General features: G+C 68.8%; 14 protein-coding genes. 8 read left to right on the top strand and 6 right to left on the bottom strand.

The window, feature by feature from the left end:
- Window positions 1-7: 7 nt before the first annotated feature.
- The 6 genes from BST44_RS10440 to BST44_RS10415 all read right to left on the bottom strand — a co-directional run bounded on the left by BST44_RS10440 (window position 8) and on the right by BST44_RS10415 (window position 6,056).
- A complete protein-coding gene (locus tag BST44_RS10440; RefSeq protein WP_083177049.1) occupies window positions 8-667 on the bottom strand; it encodes an NAD(P)H-binding protein in 660 nt (219 codons plus the stop codon).
- Between the two features lie 140 nt (window positions 668-807).
- The gene (locus tag BST44_RS10435; RefSeq protein ID WP_083177048.1) at window positions 808-1,650 is read right to left on the bottom strand and encodes an SDR family oxidoreductase; all 843 of its coding nucleotides are present in this window, start codon (window positions 1,648-1,650) and stop codon (window positions 808-810) included.
- 77 nt (window positions 1,651-1,727) lie between these two features.
- A complete protein-coding gene (locus BST44_RS10430; protein ID WP_083177047.1) occupies window positions 1,728-3,008 on the bottom strand; it encodes a TetR/AcrR family transcriptional regulator in 1,281 nt (426 codons plus the stop codon).
- Window positions 3,009-3,148: 140 nt separating this feature from the next.
- On the bottom strand, window positions 3,149-3,796 hold the full coding sequence (locus BST44_RS10425) for a nitroreductase family protein (RefSeq protein WP_083177046.1): 648 nt from the start codon (window positions 3,794-3,796) through the stop codon (window positions 3,149-3,151).
- Complete coding sequence (locus BST44_RS10420; protein WP_083177045.1) at window positions 3,796-4,899, bottom strand: acyl-CoA dehydrogenase family protein; 1,104 nt, start codon at window positions 4,897-4,899, stop codon at window positions 3,796-3,798. The genes BST44_RS10425 and BST44_RS10420 overlap by 1 nt, the downstream gene beginning before the upstream one ends.
- Complete coding sequence (locus tag BST44_RS10415) at window positions 4,896-6,056, bottom strand: acyl-CoA dehydrogenase family protein (RefSeq protein ID WP_083177044.1); 1,161 nt, start codon at window positions 6,054-6,056, stop codon at window positions 4,896-4,898. Before BST44_RS10415 ends, BST44_RS10420 begins: the two co-directional genes overlap by 4 nt.
- Before the next feature lie 276 nt (window positions 6,057-6,332).
- Here BST44_RS10415 and BST44_RS10410 point away from each other — a divergent pair, with 276 nt between their 5' ends.
- From BST44_RS10410 to BST44_RS10375, 8 genes are all read left to right on the top strand, one after another.
- Complete coding sequence (locus BST44_RS10410; RefSeq protein WP_083177043.1) at window positions 6,333-8,027, top strand: nitric oxide reductase activation protein NorD; 1,695 nt, start codon at window positions 6,333-6,335, stop codon at window positions 8,025-8,027.
- A 111-nt stretch (window positions 8,028-8,138) separates the two neighbouring features.
- Complete coding sequence (locus BST44_RS10405; protein WP_083177042.1) at window positions 8,139-8,981, top strand: CbbQ/NirQ/NorQ/GpvN family protein; 843 nt, start codon at window positions 8,139-8,141, stop codon at window positions 8,979-8,981.
- An 85-nt stretch (window positions 8,982-9,066) separates the two neighbouring features.
- A complete protein-coding gene (locus BST44_RS10400; protein ID WP_083177041.1) occupies window positions 9,067-10,179 on the top strand; it encodes an ABC transporter substrate-binding protein in 1,113 nt (370 codons plus the stop codon).
- A 12-nt stretch (window positions 10,180-10,191) separates the two neighbouring features.
- The gene (locus tag BST44_RS10395) at window positions 10,192-11,334 is read left to right on the top strand and encodes a spirocyclase AveC family protein (RefSeq protein WP_083177040.1); all 1,143 of its coding nucleotides are present in this window, start codon (window positions 10,192-10,194) and stop codon (window positions 11,332-11,334) included.
- Entirely contained in the window at window positions 11,327-12,316 is a 990-nt protein-coding gene (locus BST44_RS10390) for an SDR family oxidoreductase (RefSeq protein ID WP_083177039.1), read from the top strand. Before BST44_RS10395 ends, BST44_RS10390 begins: the two co-directional genes overlap by 8 nt.
- A 9-nt stretch (window positions 12,317-12,325) precedes the next feature.
- Window positions 12,326-13,540: a cytochrome P450 gene (locus BST44_RS10385; protein WP_083177038.1), complete on the top strand. Its 1,215-nt coding sequence runs from the start codon at window positions 12,326-12,328 to the stop codon at window positions 13,538-13,540.
- A gap of 91 nt (window positions 13,541-13,631) precedes the next feature.
- Window positions 13,632-15,116: an aldehyde dehydrogenase family protein gene (locus BST44_RS10380; protein ID WP_083177037.1), complete on the top strand. Its 1,485-nt coding sequence runs from the start codon at window positions 13,632-13,634 to the stop codon at window positions 15,114-15,116.
- Between the two features lie 218 nt (window positions 15,117-15,334).
- Window positions 15,335-15,865: a hypothetical protein gene (locus tag BST44_RS10375; RefSeq protein WP_083177036.1), complete on the top strand. Its 531-nt coding sequence runs from the start codon at window positions 15,335-15,337 to the stop codon at window positions 15,863-15,865.
- The last annotated feature ends 116 nt before the right edge of the window (window positions 15,866-15,981 follow it).

Below are 15,981 nucleotides of genomic sequence, written 5' to 3'. Positions count from 1 at the left end.
GCGGAGTCTACTCCCGTCGTGCGCGCCGGCTTGCCAGCGCTTCAGCGATGGGGGTCTCGCCGTTGTTGAAGTCGATCGTGCGGCCGACGGTCGAGTCGTCCGCCAGCGCGGCGGCCGCGACGCGCGCGACGTCGGCCCGCGAAACTTCCCCCTTGCCGTGCCCGAGCGTGATGCGCCCGGTGGCCGGTTCTTCGGTGAGCCGCCCCGGTCCCAGCACCGTCCAGTCCAGGCCGCTGGCCCGCAAATGTTCGTCCGCGGCCGCCTTCGCCTCGGCGTAGGCGAAGAACGGATCCTCCTGCGGTACGCCGTGGTCCGGCCCCGCGCCGAAGTAGGAGACCATCACGAACCGTTTGGCGCCGGCCCGCGCGGCGGCGTCGACCGCCCGGATCGCGGCGTCGCGGTCGACCGCATAGGTGCGCGCGGGGTTGCCGCCGCCCGCGCCAGCCGAGAAGACGACCGCGTCGTGCCCGGCCAGCAGGCCGGCCAGGGCGTCGGTGTCCAGCTGCTCGATATCGGCCACCACGGGCGTGGCACCGGTGGCCGCGACGTCGTCGGAGTGCTCGGGGTTGCGGAACACCGAACTCACCTCGTCACCCCGTTCGGTCAGGATGCGGGCCAGCTGCAGCGCGACCTTGCCGTGGCCGCCGATGACGACGATTCGTGCCATGCCTCCGACGTTACCGGCGCCGAGTGCCCGGCTGGCCGGGCGCTCGACGCTCGGCGTCCGGCTGGCCGGGCGCTCGCGATCGCGCCGATCCTGATTGTGGCGATCCGCTTCGCCCGGCTACGCCGCGCTCGCGATCGCCACTAAAGCTTCACTCGCCCCATGATCAGATCGATGATCGGCTTGCCGGGCGGGTACGCGCCGGTGAGCGAGGCCATCGTGTGCCCGTAGTCCACCAGCAGCGTGATGCCACTGACGCCGAAGGCGGCGGCGCTGTTGAGGAACGCCATGACGTCGCCCATCTGCTCCGGGGTGTGCACCTTCGAACCGGTCTCGTCGCGGTAGTCCTGGGCGAAGGTCAGCCAGAGGTCGGCGTTGGCCTGGGCCAGCGGGGTGTCGGTGGGGCCGGGGCAGATCGCGTTGATCCGGATGCCCTTCTTCAGCAGCGGGTAGCCCTGCGTCGCGACGTAGGCGTTGACGACCTTCTTGGAGAAGCCGTAGTGGATGATGCCTTCGGCCTCGTGCGCCTTGACCCATTCCTGCGCCGAGGCGAAGTCCGGGGTGGCGAGGAATTCCGTCAACAGCTCCAGGTCGTTCTCCCAGCCCATGCCCGCGACCGAGGAGATGAAGCAGATCGCCGAGCCCGAGGGCAGTTGGTTTTTCTCCAGGAGCCGGTCGATGAGATGGCGGTGGCCGATGAAGTTGATCGCCATCAGGTCGGTCGTCCCGTCGGCGATGCCGGCGGCCGAGAACACCGCGTGTATCGGGCCGTCCAGCTGCTCGAGCGCGGCGTCGATCGATGCCGGGTCGCGCAGGTCGACCTGGATGGACTTGGCGACGTCGTAGCTCACCGGCGCGTAGTCCATCACGATCACTTCGGCGCCGAGCTCGGCCGCCGACTTGGCCGCGGCCGCACCCATGCCGGTGGCACCGCCGACGACGAGAGCCCGCTTGCCGTCGTAGCGCAACCGATCGACAACAGTCATGGAAATCCCCTTCTCATTCACCGCCAATGCAGTTCTAACCGCCCAACTGTATGGGTAACAGTTATTTGGTTCAATACCTACCCGGCGCGAACCGCCACACCACGTAAGACCGTGTCCCGCGCGTGCACCACCGCCGCACGTTTGCCGACCTCGGCGAGGATGTTCTCGGGTATCCACTGCAGGCCGATGACGCACCGGGCCAGCATCGCGGTCGACGCGGCGTCGACGCTGATCTCCCCGGACCGGATGCCCTCGGAAAGAAGAGTTTTCATCTGCCGGAGTCGGGTCGCATACAACCAGCCCGGGTTGGGAGTGTCCGGCGGCGATTGCCGCATCCAGGCGAGCTGAATCCGGAACTCGTCGGAGAATCGATCGAGCGCGTTGACGTTGACCCAGCTCAGCGCGTCCAGTTTTTCGATGGGCGTGGCGTCCGAGCGCAGGACCCTGACCCAGCCGGCCTCCACCTTTCGGCCGAAAGACTCCATGATCGACGCGAGAAGCTCGTCCTTCGATCCGATCACCCGATAGACCGTTCCGGTGCCGAGGCCGGCCGCGGACGCGATGTCCCTGATGGTGGTGGCCTCGTAGCCCTTGCGGCCGAATTCCGCGCGCGCGACCGCGTGCACGTGCGCCGCCTTGTCGCCGGGGTCGGCGTCGCGGTCGTCCGACCAGGTCGCGATGACGTCCGTGGCGGCGGCGAAGGCACTGGACCTGTCCAGCGCGGCATCCGTCGGCGGTCGGGTCGCCAAGCCCTGCAACATGATTCGGCAGAGAAGCGCGGCCACCTGGTCGGCGGGGGATTTGTGACGCATGACGTCCAGGCCCACCTGCAGCATGGTCTGGCAGATCCGGTCGGCCAGCGTGGGCAGGTCGATGTCGGGTTTGATGTAGCCGCTCCACCTGCCCGCGCGCAGCGTCTGCAGCATCGCCTGCTGAATCGCCACGGGTCGCTGCCGCGTCAGCTTCATCAGTTCCGGATCGGTGCTGGGCCCCTCGTAGAACGACATCTGCAGCGCGGCGCGATGTTCGACGGCGCACTGCGCGATCGCCGAGCCCAATTCGACGATCTGCTCGGGAACCGGGCGCGGGTCGGGCTTGTCCAACTTCGCCTGCGCAGCCTGCCCGATCCGGTCCAGATCGTCCTGGTAGCGGCGGATCAGCTCGATGAGGATCGCCTCTTTGGACTCGAAGTGGTGATACAGGCTGCCGGGAAGGATTCCCGCCGCGTCGGCAATCTCCTGCAACGACGTCCGCAAACCCGACTGCGCGATCAGTGAGGCCGCGGTGGTGAGGATCTCGGTTCGCCGTGTGCCCAAATCCGCTGCGGGACCGGCGCGCAACGACTCCGCTCTGGGCATGGTCAGCCGTGCGCACTTCCGGGCGAGTACGGACTGGCAAGCATGCGCATTCGTCCCTCTCGCCGAACCAAATGTTTGTTAGAGGCTATCAGACCCGGGTGGGACGAACGCGCTGCACAACGGCGGTGCCGGCACCCATTCTAGAGCGCCGGCCCGTCCCAGCGATCGCGCGCGACGACCTCGTCGACGGGTCGCCGACGGGCGGGCCGAAACCTGTGCCCGGCGCGAAGCCGCCCCACCGGGAGCAGGCAACCCTGAACGTAGGTGTCGGGGATTCCGAGCAGTCGCCGCACCTCGTCCTCGCGATGCAGATGCAGGGTGGTGATGCAGGTTCCGTATCCCCGGGTGTGCAGCGCCAGCTGAAAGTTCCACACGGCGGGGAAGATCGAGCCGTAGAGCGTGGCCCGATGAAACGATTCGTCACCCTCGATGCGCGGCAGGTAGGGCTGATAACAGGGAATCAGCAGCAGCGGCACCCGCGCCATGTTTGCCACCAGCCATTCCGTCGACGACATGATCCGCCCTTCTGGCGTTTCGGCCGGCACCAGGTCGGCGATCATCTCGCCACCGACCCGCAGCAGGTAGGCCTCGCGGTACAGCTCGGCGATCTGCGCCCGCAGCTGCGGGTCGGTGACCGCCAGCCAGCGCCAGGACTGTTGATTGGAGCCGTTGGCCGCCTGCAGGCCGATGCGCAGGCATTCCCGGATGTCTGCGAAATCGACCGGCGCGTCCGGGTCGAGCGTCTTGCGCGCCGAGCGGGTGGCGGTGAGCAGGTACTCGATGTCCATTACGGTTTTCCCCTCTTCGCAAGGCGCGCACCGAGTTCGGTGAGGTACCGGTCGGGGCCGCCGAGAAATGCGCTCCAGCTCAGCAGCCGCTTGAGGTAGAGGTGCGCGTCGTGCTCCCAGGTGTAGCCGATCCCACCGAACACCTGGATGGCCGTGTCGCCCACGGTGGCCAGCCGCCCGGCGAACGCCTTCGCCCGCAGCGCGGCAAGGTGGCGCTCGTCGGCACCGGCGTTGTCGGCGGCCCACAGCGCGTGGATCACGCCGCTGCGGGCCAGCTCGACCGTCTCGAACATGTCGACGCACAGGTGCTGGACGGCCTGGAACGAGCCGATGGGCTGGCCGAATTGCGTTCGCGTCTTGGCGTATTCGACGGCGCTGCCCAAGACGGCGCGCGCGGCACCGAGAGCGTCGGCGGCCGTCGCGATCAGCACGTCGTCGAGCACCGCCGCGACGTCGTGCGGAGCCGACGCGGCCAGCCGCTGCGCGGGCGCCGCGTTCAGCGCGACGCGGAACCGCTTGCGGGTCTGGTCGATACCGGGTTCGGGCTCGATCGAAATGCCCGGCCCGTCGGTCCGCACCGCGAAAAGCCCGGGGCCGCCATCATCCTCGGCGAGCGCCAGGAGCACGTCCGCCGCGGCCGCGTCGGCGACCGCGGCGATCTCGCCCCGCAAGGTGACGTCGACGCCCTGGCGGCTCGCGGCGACCGAAGCGCCCTCGCCCTCGGGCAAGGCGACGGTGGCGACCGCGGTGCCCTTGGCGATCCCGCTCAGCAGCCCGGCCGCGGCGTCGGCGGCGCCGAGCCGCGTCAGCGCCCGGGTGGCGGCGACGGCGGTCGACAGCCACGGCCCCGGATGCAGGGCGGCGCCGAGCTCTTCGGCGACGATTCCGGCCTCGACCATCGTCATGCCGGCGCCGCCGTGGCGCTCCGGTACGAGCAGGCCGGTGGTCCCGAGATCGGCGAGGCCACGCCACACGGCGTCGCTGGTGCCGATCGGGTCGTCGAGCAGCGGGCGCACGTGGTCCGAGACGGGCGCCTTCGCGGCGAGGAAGCGCCGGGTGGTGTCGCGCAGCGCCACCTGCTCGTCGGTGAGTTCGAGGTTCATGTGCGCGGCAACCCGAGTACCCGCTGGGCGGTGATGTTCTTGTTGATCTGGCTCGTGCCGCCGGCGATGGTGAGCGAGCGCGACGTGAGGCGGTAGTTCGCCCACGGCGCGCCGGCGCCGCGGGTGCCCAGCACGTCGAAGGCCAGCGCGGCCATGTCCTGACCGATCTCGCCCCACACCGTCTTGGCGAGGCTGGCCGATCCGAACGCATCACCGCCGTGCAGCGTGGCCGAGATCGACCGCTGGCAGAGGACTTCGAGATATTTGATGCGGAGCGCGATCTCGCCGAGGCGACGCAGGGTCACGGGATCCTCGAGCGCTCCGGCGTCGGCCGCGGCGATGTCGTCCACCAGTTCCTCGAGCCGCACCTGCATCTCGGCGTACAGCCGGGCGGCGCCGGCCCGTTCGTGGCTGAGCGTCGTGGTGGCCACCTGCCAGCCTGCGTTCAGCGGTCCGAGCAGCGCGTCCGCCGGAACCCGCACGTCGTGGAAGAACACCTCGGCGAAGTCGGTGTCGCCGGTGAGCGTCACCAGCGGGCGGACCTCGATGCCGGGCAGCGTCATGTCGACGATCAGGCAGGAGATGCCCTTGTGTTTGGGTGCATCGGGATCGGTGCGCACGTACAGCTGGCACCAGTCGGCCCGGTGCCCCAACGAGGTCCAGATCTTCTGGCCGTTGACGACGAAGCCGTCGCCGTGCGGACCGGCGCAGTGCACCGCCCGGGTGCGCAGCGCGGCCAGATCGGACCCCGCTTCGGGTTCCGACATGCCTTGGCACCAGATGTCGTCGGCGCGCATCATGGGGGGAAGCAGGGTGAGCTTCTGGCCTTCCGTGCCGTATTGCATGATGGCCGGCGCGATGTTGTTCAGCCCAATGACGTTGAGCGGCATGGGCGCTCGGGCCCGCGTCGTTTCCTCGGTGTAGACCAGTTGCTCGAGAACGGTCGCGCCGCGGCCGCCGTACTCGCGAGGCCAGGAGACCGCCGCCCAGCCCGCGTCGGCCATCGTCGCGCTCCAGGCGCGCAGCATCTCGATCGCGGCGTCGTCACGCCCGGCGGGGCGGCGGGCGGCCACCAACTCGTCGGTCAGGTTCTTCGACAACCAGTCGCGCAACTCGGTGCGAAACTCTTCCACTTCCGCCGGGTATGAAAAGTCCACGTTCCTCTGTCTTCAGCGTCGTCTGTCCATGCACCCGCGACCAAGCCGGACTTTACGGTCGAGCAGAATTTTGGTCAACAACACCGACGTCCATGATCAGCTCCCGCTCCCTCGCGGTTCGGGAAATGCCCCCTCCCCGTTGCGCACCGCGCCGACCCCCTGCCGGCGCCGGGTCGGCGAAGTCGCCCACCATGTGCTCCTCGCCGATTGACTGCGATGCCACCGGACTTTACGGTGGAACAGATATTTGGTCAACGACGTCCACACGGTTCGGAGATGAGCGTGTCCACCGAGGTTCGTGCTGACCGGTGGCCGGGTCTCGGCATGTTCGCGTCGGCGCTTGCGGGCCGGGCGGTGGCCGTGGCCGAACTGCGGCCGGGCGAGCAGCCTTGGACCGACGGCCACACGATTCACGTCGACGCCGGCACGACCGACCGCGGGCGGCTCGAAGCGGTTGCCGTGCAGGCGTCGATGATCGCGGCCGGCAGCCTGGACCCGGACGTCATGCGGGCCCTGGCGCGCCACCCGCGGCTGGCCCGGCGCTACCTGGCTATGGAGGGACACCGCGCGCTCGTCGCCAACGGCCACCTGCTGCCGGGCGTTCTCGCGGCGCTGGGCCACCGCGGCATCGCGGCTCGCACCGATTCGCCCGCCGCTTCGCTGCGGATCGCCAAGGGCCGGGCGGTGATCGACGATCCGGCGCCCGAATTCGGCGTCATCCGGGCGGCGAAGGTATTGGCCGCGTGCGCCCGGGCGGCCGCCGAACGGGACGGCGAATCGCCGGGACATGTCCCGAGCAGCCGCGGCACCCCGGAGCTGGACGAACTCGGCGACGGTGACATCGACGACTCCGACGACCCCGACCTGTTCACCAGCCCGGTGGGCGGTGGCGGTTTCATCGGCAAGTGGCTCAAGAGAATCCTCTCGTCGGCGCGCAAGACCGGGAGCGGCGGCGGGCCCCCCGGCGCGGACGCCCCGACGCACCGGACCAACTCCGCCAAGCGGGGCCCGCCTGCGGTGACCTCCTTGGCCGCAACGTCCGGCGAGGATGGCGGTGCGCCGCTCACCGCCGGCGACGGTGCCACCTATCCGGAATGGGATGCCACGCGCAGGAGGTACCGGCCCGCGTGGTGCACCGTGCGCGAGGTCGAAGCGGAACTCAAACCCTCGGCGACGCACGCGATCGGAGCCGGCATCGGCGTCCGGCGTCCGCTGTCCCGGCTCGGGATGGGCCTGCACCGGCGCCACCGGCAAGCGCAGGGCGACGACATCGACCTCGACGCGGCGGTCGAGGCCCGCGTCGACGTGCTGGCGGGGTCGGTGCCCGACGAGGCGGTGTACCTCGACAGCCTGCGCCGGCGGCGGGATCTGTCCGTATTGCTCCTGCTCGACGTGTCCGGGTCGGCGGCGGAGCCCGGCACGGTGGGCCGGACGGTGCACGAGCAACAACGCGTGGCGGTCGCCAACCTCGCGGTCGCGCTGCACGACCTGGGTGACCGGGTCGCGCTCTACGCCTATTACTCGCAGGGCCGGCGCGCGGTGAGCATGGTGCCGGTCAAGCGATTCGACGACCGCCTCGATACGCGGGTCATGAAGCGGCTCAACAGCCTTGAACCAGGGGCGTATTCGCGTCTGGGCGCGGCCATTCGGCACGGGTCGGCGGTGCTGGAGGCGCGCGGCGGCACGTCGCGGCGGCTGCTGGTTGTGCTCTCCGACGGCCTCGCCTACGACCACGGCTACGAGCGGGCCTACGGCGCCGCGGACGCGCGCCGCGCCTTGGGCGAGGCCCGTCGCCGCGGCACCGGCTGCGTCTGCCTGACCGTCGGCGCGGGGACCGACGTGCCGTCGCTGCGCCGGGTCTTCGGCAGCGCGGCGCACGCAACCGTCGCGCGACCGGACCGGCTGGCTGGGGTGATCGGACCGCTGTTCCGCTCGGCGCTGCGCTCGGCCGAGGTCCGGCGCGGGGCGTGATAGCGCGTCACCAAGTCCTCGCATCGGCGTTAAACGCGCTCGTCAGGCGGCTTGAAACAAACATCTGGTCCGCGATAGGCTCCTTTGACCGTGGGTAGCAGAGGGGAAGCTATGGCCAACGAGTCCGAGCTGGTGCACCGGAACGGCGCGATGCCCGAGGTCGACGGGTCGCGCCCCTACTACAAGGCGATCGGCGGCGAGGGGGCGGTCTTCAAGGCGGCCTACCGCCAGGGCCTGGCCCTCGTGCTGAAGGGGCCGACGGGTTGCGGCAAAACGCGATTCGTCGAGGCGATGGCTCACGACCTGGGCCGGCCGCTGATCACCGTCGCCTGCCACGACGACCTCACCACCGCGGACCTCGTCGGCCGCTACCTGCTGCAGGGCGACGAAACCGTGTGGGTGGACGGCCCGCTGACGCGTGCGGTGCGCGAAGGGGCGATCTGCTACCTCGACGAGGTGGTGGAAGCGCGGCAGGACACCACCGTGGTGCTGCACCCGCTGGCGGATCACCGGCGGCAACTGCCGATCGAGCGCCTCGGTGTCACGCTGGACGCGGCACCCGGGTTCGGCCTGGTGGTGTCCTACAACCCCGGCTACCAGAGCGTGCTGAAAGACCTGAAGGACTCCACCCGGCAGCGGCTGGTCGCCATCGAATTCGACTTTCCCACAGCCGATGTCGAAGAGGGGATCGTCGCACACGAGGCCGGCGTGGACGGTGCGATCGCCGCGGAGCTGGTGCGTCTCGGGCAGGCGATCCGCCGACTGGAGACCGGGGGATTGCGCGAGGTCGCGTCGACCCGGCTGCTGATCGCCGCCGGCAGGCTGGTCGCCGAGGGGCTGACGATGCGCGAGGCGGCACGGGCCGCGATCGCCGGGCCGCTCACCGACGATGTGGCGGTCGGCAGGGCCCTGGCCGAGATGATCGACGTCTATCTGAGCGGGTCGGGCGAATGATTGACGCCGCATACGCCCGCCGCTAGTGTCTGAACAAAAATTAGGTTCGACGTGAATCGGCGCGCGTGAAGTCCTGGGAGGTCCGATGTCCTACGAAAGCAGCGCTGAGCCGATCAAGGTCGGCTACCTGATGGACTTCACGCTGCCACCGGGTTTCCCCGAGGAGTTGATGGCGAGCTTCACGCGGTGCTTCGACCTCGTCTTCGGAGAGGCCCTGGAACAGGGCCTGATCGATCGCCCCGTGCAAATGATCTACCGCGAGGTGGAGGGCCTGCCGAAGGGTTCGGTCAAGGCCGTGATCGACGCGTTCGGCGAGCTTGTCGACGAAGGCTGCCTGCTGGTGTTCGGTCCGCACATCACCGACAACTGCGTGCCGACCCGCGAGGCGATCGAGGAGCGGTTCAAGGTGCCGGCGATCAGCGTCACCGGCACCGACGACTGGCTGGGCGAATGGACGTTCGCTTTTCCGCAGGGCTCGATGACCGACGAGCCCATCTTCATCGCCGACCTCGTCGCCAAACGCGGGCTCTCCGAAATCGGGGTCCTCGTGGAGCAGAACCTCATCGGCGAGAGCTACCTGAAGAACCTGCGAAGCGCGTGCCGCCGCAAGGGCATTCGCATCGTCGCGGAAGCGGCGATCGCCCAGATCGCGCAGGACATCAACGACGCCGTCCGCACGCTGCACGAGGCCAAGGCCGAGGCGATCGTGCATTTGGGCTTCGGCTTCGGCATCGTCTTCATCAACCCCGCGCTTGCGGCCGTGGATTGGGATCCGCCGCGATTCACCACCACCGCATTCCAAAACGCCTGGGTGAACCCGATCATGTGGAGCGCGTTCATGGGTTGGGTCGGGGTCGACCAGTACGACGAGGAGAACCGGCTCGGCCAAGACTTTCTCGACCGTTACGCGAAGAAGTACGACGGCAGCCGGCCCGAGTATTGCGTATCGGTGGTCAACCATGACGTCGCCGCCACACTCGTCCGCGCGTTCGCCGATGCCCACCCGCTGAGCCCGCGCGGGGTCAAAGAGGCGCTGGAGCGGGTGAAGATGATGCCCGCCGCGTCGGGCGCCCCCGGCACCCGCGTCTCCTTCGGGAAATGGACCCGGCGGGCGTGGATGGGCGCGGGGTATCTGGTGGCCCGCACTCTGGACGCCGACGGCACCAACTCGCATCTGGTCGATCGCTTCGGAGAGTGAGGCTGTCAACGCATGAGCACTGATCAATCCATACCGCCAGTCGCGCAGGGCAAACCGGCGTCCCCGCGGCATACCGAGAAGCACGGCCGGGGCGGCTGGATCGCCGGGGCCGCCCTCGCCGCGTTCGCCCTCTTCTTCATCGCGAACTGCCGCGTCGCGCTGGACCCCCGCGTCGCCAACCCGAACGTCCAAGGCCGGCCCCGCCCGGTCAGGTCCATCTTCGGCCTCGACTACATCACCTTCCTGCACATCTCCACCGTCATCATGTTGCTCGTCCTGCTGGTGGTGTTCATCAGGGGCTGGCGCCGCAACCCGGGCAGCCCGGTGATGCTGATGTTCCTGTGCACCACGCTGATCGTGTGGCAGGACCCGATCATGAACTGGGCCCCGTTCGCGGTGTACAACCCGGATCTCATCCACTGGCCGGAGTCCTGGCCGCTGGTCTCGCTGTCGCCGACCGTCGAGCCGTTCGTCGTATTCGGTTACGTCACTTTCTATTTCGGACCCTACTTCCCGGCGATCTGGATCCTGCGCAAACTGCAGGCCAAGTACGGGCCGACGGCGTTCGTCTCGCGGCACCCGCTGGTCAGCCTGGGGTTGCTGACGTGTGCGATCGGCTTCGTCTTCGACGCGTGGCTGGAGATCCAACTCGTGCACATGGGCATGTACATCTACTCCCAGGTCATCCCGTGGGGCTCGGTGTTCACCGGCACGACCTTCCAATTCCCGCTGATCTGGGAGTCGTTCTCGGTGACCTTCGTGATGGTTCCGGCGGCCATCCTCTGCTACCGGGACGACACCGGTAAGTCGGTGGCCGAGAAGCTCGCCGCGAAGGCCAGGATCTTCCCGGCGCGCCCGGTGCTCGGCACCTTCCTGGTGATGTTCGCCATCATCAACGTGTCGTATTTCGCTTACGGAGCGTGGTTCTGGGTCATCAAGGTCAGCCATGCGGCGACCTCGGTCGCCTGCCCGTGGCCGTACCCGGAGGCGAAAGTGTATGACCCGCAAGGCTATTACGAGAAGGCCGGTGCGCAGGGCCCGTACTCGGTCGGCATCTGGTCGACCTGGGCCAGCGGGGAGCCCCACGGGCGTCCACACGTCGACCCGCCACCGCCGGGTGTCGGTGCCTGCGCAACCCCGAGCGCCCATGGCTGAGCCGCGCACCGTCGTCATCACCGGCGCGTCGCGCGGTCTGGGGTTCGCCTCCGCCGTGCGGCTCCACCGCGAAGGCTGGCGCGTGGTCGCGGCCATGCGCACGCCCGACCTCGGCCTCCCGCTGCTGCAGCAGGCCACCGGGGCCGGCGAGGATGACGATCGGCTGATCGGCGTGCAACTCGACCTGCTGGACCCCGCGTCGATCTCGGCGGCGGCCAAGGCCATCGAGGAGGCCGTCGGAGCCCCCTATGCGCTGGTCCACAACGCCGGGATCTCGGCCGCCGGAATGGTAGAAGAGGCCGATATGGCGCTGTGGCAGAACATGTTCGCCACCAGTGTCCTGGGCCCCGTCGCGCTCACCCAGGCTCTGCTGCCGTCGATGCGGGCGGCGGGCGAGGGTCGCGTCGTCCTGGTATCGAGTGCGGCCGGGGTACGCGGCCAGCCGGGCACCGCGCCGTACTCGGCGGCCAAGGGGGCGCTGGAGCGATGGGGTGAGTCGATGGGGTGCGAGATCGCGCCCTTCGGTCTCGGTGTCACCGTCCTGGTGGCCGGCATGTACGACACCGCGATCATCACCGACGCGGGGACAATCGACAATCGCGACTTCGGCGGCCCCTACGCCCGGCTGCACAACACCATGAACACCCGGGGCAGGGCCGCGATGAAACTCGCCAGGCCGCCCGAAAAGTTCACCGACGGCCTGGTCAAGGCGCTCGACGACCGGGTGCCCTTCCGCCGCCGCGGTGTGGGGCCGGACGCCTCGATGCTGCTGGCCGCCAACAGAATCCTGCCGTCTTCCGGCATGCACCACGTGTCGCGGGTCGTGCTCGGACTCCCCAGACAGGGCTCGATGCGGGACGGGGCATGGCCGCTGACGGTGGGCCAACGGGCGATGGTGTTCGCGGCGCGCGTGCTACCGCAGCCGGTGTTGCAGCGTTTGGCCGCGCTGGCGGCGAAACGCAAGGGAAGTCAAGGGGACTGAGGGGAAAGCATGGAACAGCTATTCGACGACCTGGAGGACTTCGGCGCCTTCGACGACGCCGTCTCCGGTGACGTGCGCGACCCGTACACCGAATTGGCGCGGCTGCGCCGCGAGGAGCCCATCCAGCGCCTGGATGTGTCGGGGATGCCGCACGAGGAGTCCAAGCCGGTCTTCATCGTCTACCGGCACGAGGAAGCCCAGCAGATGCTGCGCGACAACGAAACGTTCTCGTCGGCGGCCGTGATCGCCGCGTTCGGGCCGGTGCTGGGGGATCGCGTCATGCTGGGCATGGACGAACCGGTGCACGGCCGGCTGCGCTCGCTGGTGTCGAAGGCGTTCTCGCAGAAGGCGCTGGCGCGCTGGGAGGACGAGCTCGTCGGGCGGGTGGGCAACAGCCTGATCGACAAGTTCGCGGCGAACGGAAAGGCCGACCTGGTCAAGGAATTCACCTTCGACTACCCGAGCCGGATCATCGCCGGCCTGCTCGGCCTGCCGGAGGAGGACTATCCCCAGTTCCAGCGCTGGTCCATCTCGTTGCTCAGCTGGATCCTGAATCCCGAACGCGGCCTTGCCGCCTCGGCCGCGCTCTGCGAGTACTTCGCGCCGATCCTGCAGGCCCGCCGCACCGACCCCAAGGAGGACCTGATCAGCGCGCTGGCCGAGGCGGAGATCGACGGGCAGAAGCTAAAGGACGAGGAGATCTACTCGTTCTTGCGGCTGCTGCTGCCCGCCGGGGTGGAGACGACGTACCGGTCCCTGGGCAGCCTGTTGCTCGCGCTGCTGTCGGATCCGGCGCAGGTGGATGCCATCCGCGCGGACCGGTCGCTGCTGCCGCAGGCCATCGAGGAGGGCGTGCGGTGGGAACCACCCCTGCTCACCATCACCCGGGTGGCCACCCGCGACACCGAACTCGGCGGGGTGCCGATACCGGCCGGCTCGACGGTGATGCCGATGCTTGGCTCCGCGAACCGGCAGGAGGACCGCTACCCCGATCCGGACAGGTTCGACATCTTCCGCCAGGCACGGGCGCATCTGGGCTGGGGGCACGGCGTGCACGTCTGTCTCGGCATGCATCTGGCGCGCCTGGAGATGCGCACCGCCATCAACCTTTTGCTCGACCGCTTGCCCAACCTGCGGCTCGATCCCGACGCGGACGACCCGCACATCCGTGGGCAGATTTTCCGCTCGCCGACGTCGGTGCCGGTGCTCTTCGACCCGCGATGACCGGCCCGGCGGAGGTTGCAGCTTGCCAATCGGCTAGTTTCCGGTAAGGCTCTCTGTAGCCCCTCGAACGACTCAGAAGAGAGTGACAGATATGACTGAGGCTGTAAAGGTCCGCTTCGAGCCGAAGATGATGATCGACGGCAAGCTCGTCGACGGCCAGGCCGGCACCTTCACGAACATCAACCCGGCGACCGAGGAGCCGCTCGGCGAGGTCGCCGACGCGTCCAAGGAGGACATGCACCGGGCGATCGACGCCGCCCGGCGCGCCTTCGACGAGAGCGACTGGTCGACCAACCGGGAGCTGCGCAAGCGCTGCCTGTTGCAGCTGCACGAGGCGATCGAGTCGGAGAAGGAGGAGCTGCGCGAGGAGCTCATCCTCGAGGTCGGCTCCCCCCGGGCCATCACCTTCGGCCCCCAGTTGGACGCCCCGCTGGAAGACGGGTTGCGCTACCCCGCCCGGCTGATCGACGAGTACGCCTGGGAAACGGACCTGGGCGACAAGGTGATCAGCCTGACCGGCACGCTGACCACCCGGAAGGTCTGGCGCGAGCCGGTGGGTGTCGTCGGCGCGATCGTGCCGTGGAACTTCCCGTTCGAGGTCACCCTCAACAAGCTCGGCCAGGCGCTGGGGACGGGCAACACGGTGGTGCTCAAGCCGGCGCCGAACACCCCGTTCAACGCGACCCGGCTGGGCCGGCTGATCGCCGAGAAGACCGACATCCCCCCGGGCGTCGTGAACGTCGTCACCGCGTCGGATCACTTTGTGGGCGAGGAACTTACGCTCTCGCCCAAGGTCGACCTGATCTCGTTCACCGGTTCGACCGTGGTGGGGCAGCGGATCATGGAGAAGGGCGCCGCCACCATGAAGCGGCTCTTCCTCGAGCTCGGCGGCAAGTCGGCCACCATCGTGCTGGAGGACGCCGATTTCGGGATGGCGTGCGCGATCGGCATCGCGCCCTGCATGCACGCCGGCCAGGGTTGCGCCAACCCTACCCGGATGCTGCTGCCGCGGTCGCGCTACGACGAGGGCGTGGAGATCCTCAAGAGCATCTACGAGAACGTCACGTGTGGTGACCCGCAGGACCCCGGAACGCTGTGCGGGCCGGTGATCTCGGAGGTGCAGCGCAACCGCGTGATGGGCTACATCCGCAAGGGTGTCGAGGAGGGCGCCACGGCGCTCGTCGGCGGCCCCGATGCGCCCACCGGGTTCGACAAGGGCTTCTATATCAGGCCAACGCTTTTCACCGACGTCGACAACTCCATGACGATCGCCCAGGAGGAGATCTTCGGTCCGGTGCTGGCCGTCATCCCGTTCGACGACGAGGAGGACGCGATCCGGATCGCCAACGACAGCCGCTACGGGCTGGCGGGCAACGTGATGTCGGGCTCGCTGGAGCGCTCGCTGGCGGTGGCCCGCCGGATCCGGGCCGGCTTCATGGGCGTCAACGGCGGTGCGCCGTACGGCGCCGACACCCCCTTCGGCGGCTACAAGTACAGCGGGGTGGGACGGCAGAACGGCGTCGCCGGGTTCGACCAGTACACCGAGATCAAATCGGTGGCGTACCCCGCCGGATGAGGTACGCAACGGTTCGCTTGGTACGGCGCCCCGGAGTACACGACCTGCGGGCGGGAAGAGCCCAACGTCCCGGAAGAGGCGACTTCAGTCCCTATCGCCCGCCTTCGGCCGAATCGTCCAATGCTGGCATGGACAATTCACCTCGCGGGTCCGCGCCTCCGTTCCCCGGCCCGCGCCGGCAGCCGGTTTCATGGCGGGTCGCATGGAGCGCCTTCGGTGTGCTCACTCTCCTGGGCGGTTTGAGTCTCACCGCGCACGTCGGCGCTGCGCCCGCGGGCGCGGTCCCGTTCAACAACGAAGAGCAACAAATCGTTGACGAGTTGCCCTTCGGGTTCGCGGGCAATGCCTGCGAAACGGCCGGCAACGCGGCCCCCGGGTCGGTGGCCGGCCTGGAGTGCGACCAAAACGCCGGGCTGACGGCTCCGATGGCCGGCCGCTTCACCCGATTTGCCGACCTGGACTCGATGAACCGTGCTTTCCAGAATGACCTGGCCAGCCGCGGGCCTGATTACGCGCCCGTGCCGTGTCCGGGCGTGGCCGGCTCGCCGGGGCAGTGGCACTACACGGCGAACCCGGGTGAGGCCGCTGGGCAGATTTTCTGCGGCACCTTCCAAGGCGCCCCCGATATCGAGTGGACACGGGATCGGGAACTGTTGCTCCTCAACGTCCACGGCGGTCAGGACATGGACAGCTTGTTCCGGTGGTGGGATGGGTACGCGAACGCCCGCCCCGTGCCCTACACCCGATGAGTCCCCGCTGACTCTTCTGCAGGGGACCTCGGTCGGGTCGCGTGCGCCCGCCCATTTCCACCAGAGCGACCCCGGCAGGTGACCGTCCAACGCGTTGGTTGACAATCGACGGAAGA

The sequence above is a fragment of the Mycobacterium scrofulaceum genome (genome assembly GCF_002086735.1).
In the GTDB taxonomy this organism is placed as follows: Bacteria; Actinomycetota; Actinomycetes; order Mycobacteriales; family Mycobacteriaceae; genus Mycobacterium; species Mycobacterium scrofulaceum.
This window is presented reverse-complemented; position numbering and strand designations above follow the sequence as displayed.

Excerpts from the sequence above, each read along its gene's own strand:
- BST44_RS10425 (WP_083177046.1), bottom strand. The coding sequence starts at position 3,796 with ATGGACATCGAGTACCTGCTCACCGCCACCCGCTCGGCGCGCAAGACG.
- BST44_RS10405 (WP_083177042.1), top strand. The coding sequence starts at position 8,139 with ATGGCCAACGAGTCCGAGCTGGTGCACCGGAACGGCGCGATGCCCGAG.
- BST44_RS10395 (WP_083177040.1), top strand. The coding sequence starts at position 10,192 with ATGAGCACTGATCAATCCATACCGCCAGTCGCGCAGGGCAAACCGGCG.
- BST44_RS10440 (WP_083177049.1), bottom strand. The coding sequence starts at position 667 with ATGGCACGAATCGTCGTCATCGGCGGCCACGGCAAGGTCGCGCTGCAG.
- BST44_RS10430 (WP_083177047.1), bottom strand. The coding sequence starts at position 3,008 with ATGCCCAGAGCGGAGTCGTTGCGCGCCGGTCCCGCAGCGGATTTGGGC.
- BST44_RS10400 (WP_083177041.1), top strand. The coding sequence starts at position 9,067 with ATGTCCTACGAAAGCAGCGCTGAGCCGATCAAGGTCGGCTACCTGATG.
- BST44_RS10380 (WP_083177037.1), top strand. The coding sequence starts at position 13,632 with ATGACTGAGGCTGTAAAGGTCCGCTTCGAGCCGAAGATGATGATCGAC.
- BST44_RS10435 (WP_083177048.1), bottom strand. The coding sequence starts at position 1,650 with ATGACTGTTGTCGATCGGTTGCGCTACGACGGCAAGCGGGCTCTCGTC.
- BST44_RS10390 (WP_083177039.1), top strand. The coding sequence starts at position 11,327 with ATGGCTGAGCCGCGCACCGTCGTCATCACCGGCGCGTCGCGCGGTCTG.
- BST44_RS10420 (WP_083177045.1), bottom strand. The coding sequence starts at position 4,899 with ATGAACCTCGAACTCACCGACGAGCAGGTGGCGCTGCGCGACACCACC.
- BST44_RS10385 (WP_083177038.1), top strand. The coding sequence starts at position 12,326 with ATGGAACAGCTATTCGACGACCTGGAGGACTTCGGCGCCTTCGACGAC.
- BST44_RS10410 (WP_083177043.1), top strand. The coding sequence starts at position 6,333 with ATGAGCGTGTCCACCGAGGTTCGTGCTGACCGGTGGCCGGGTCTCGGC.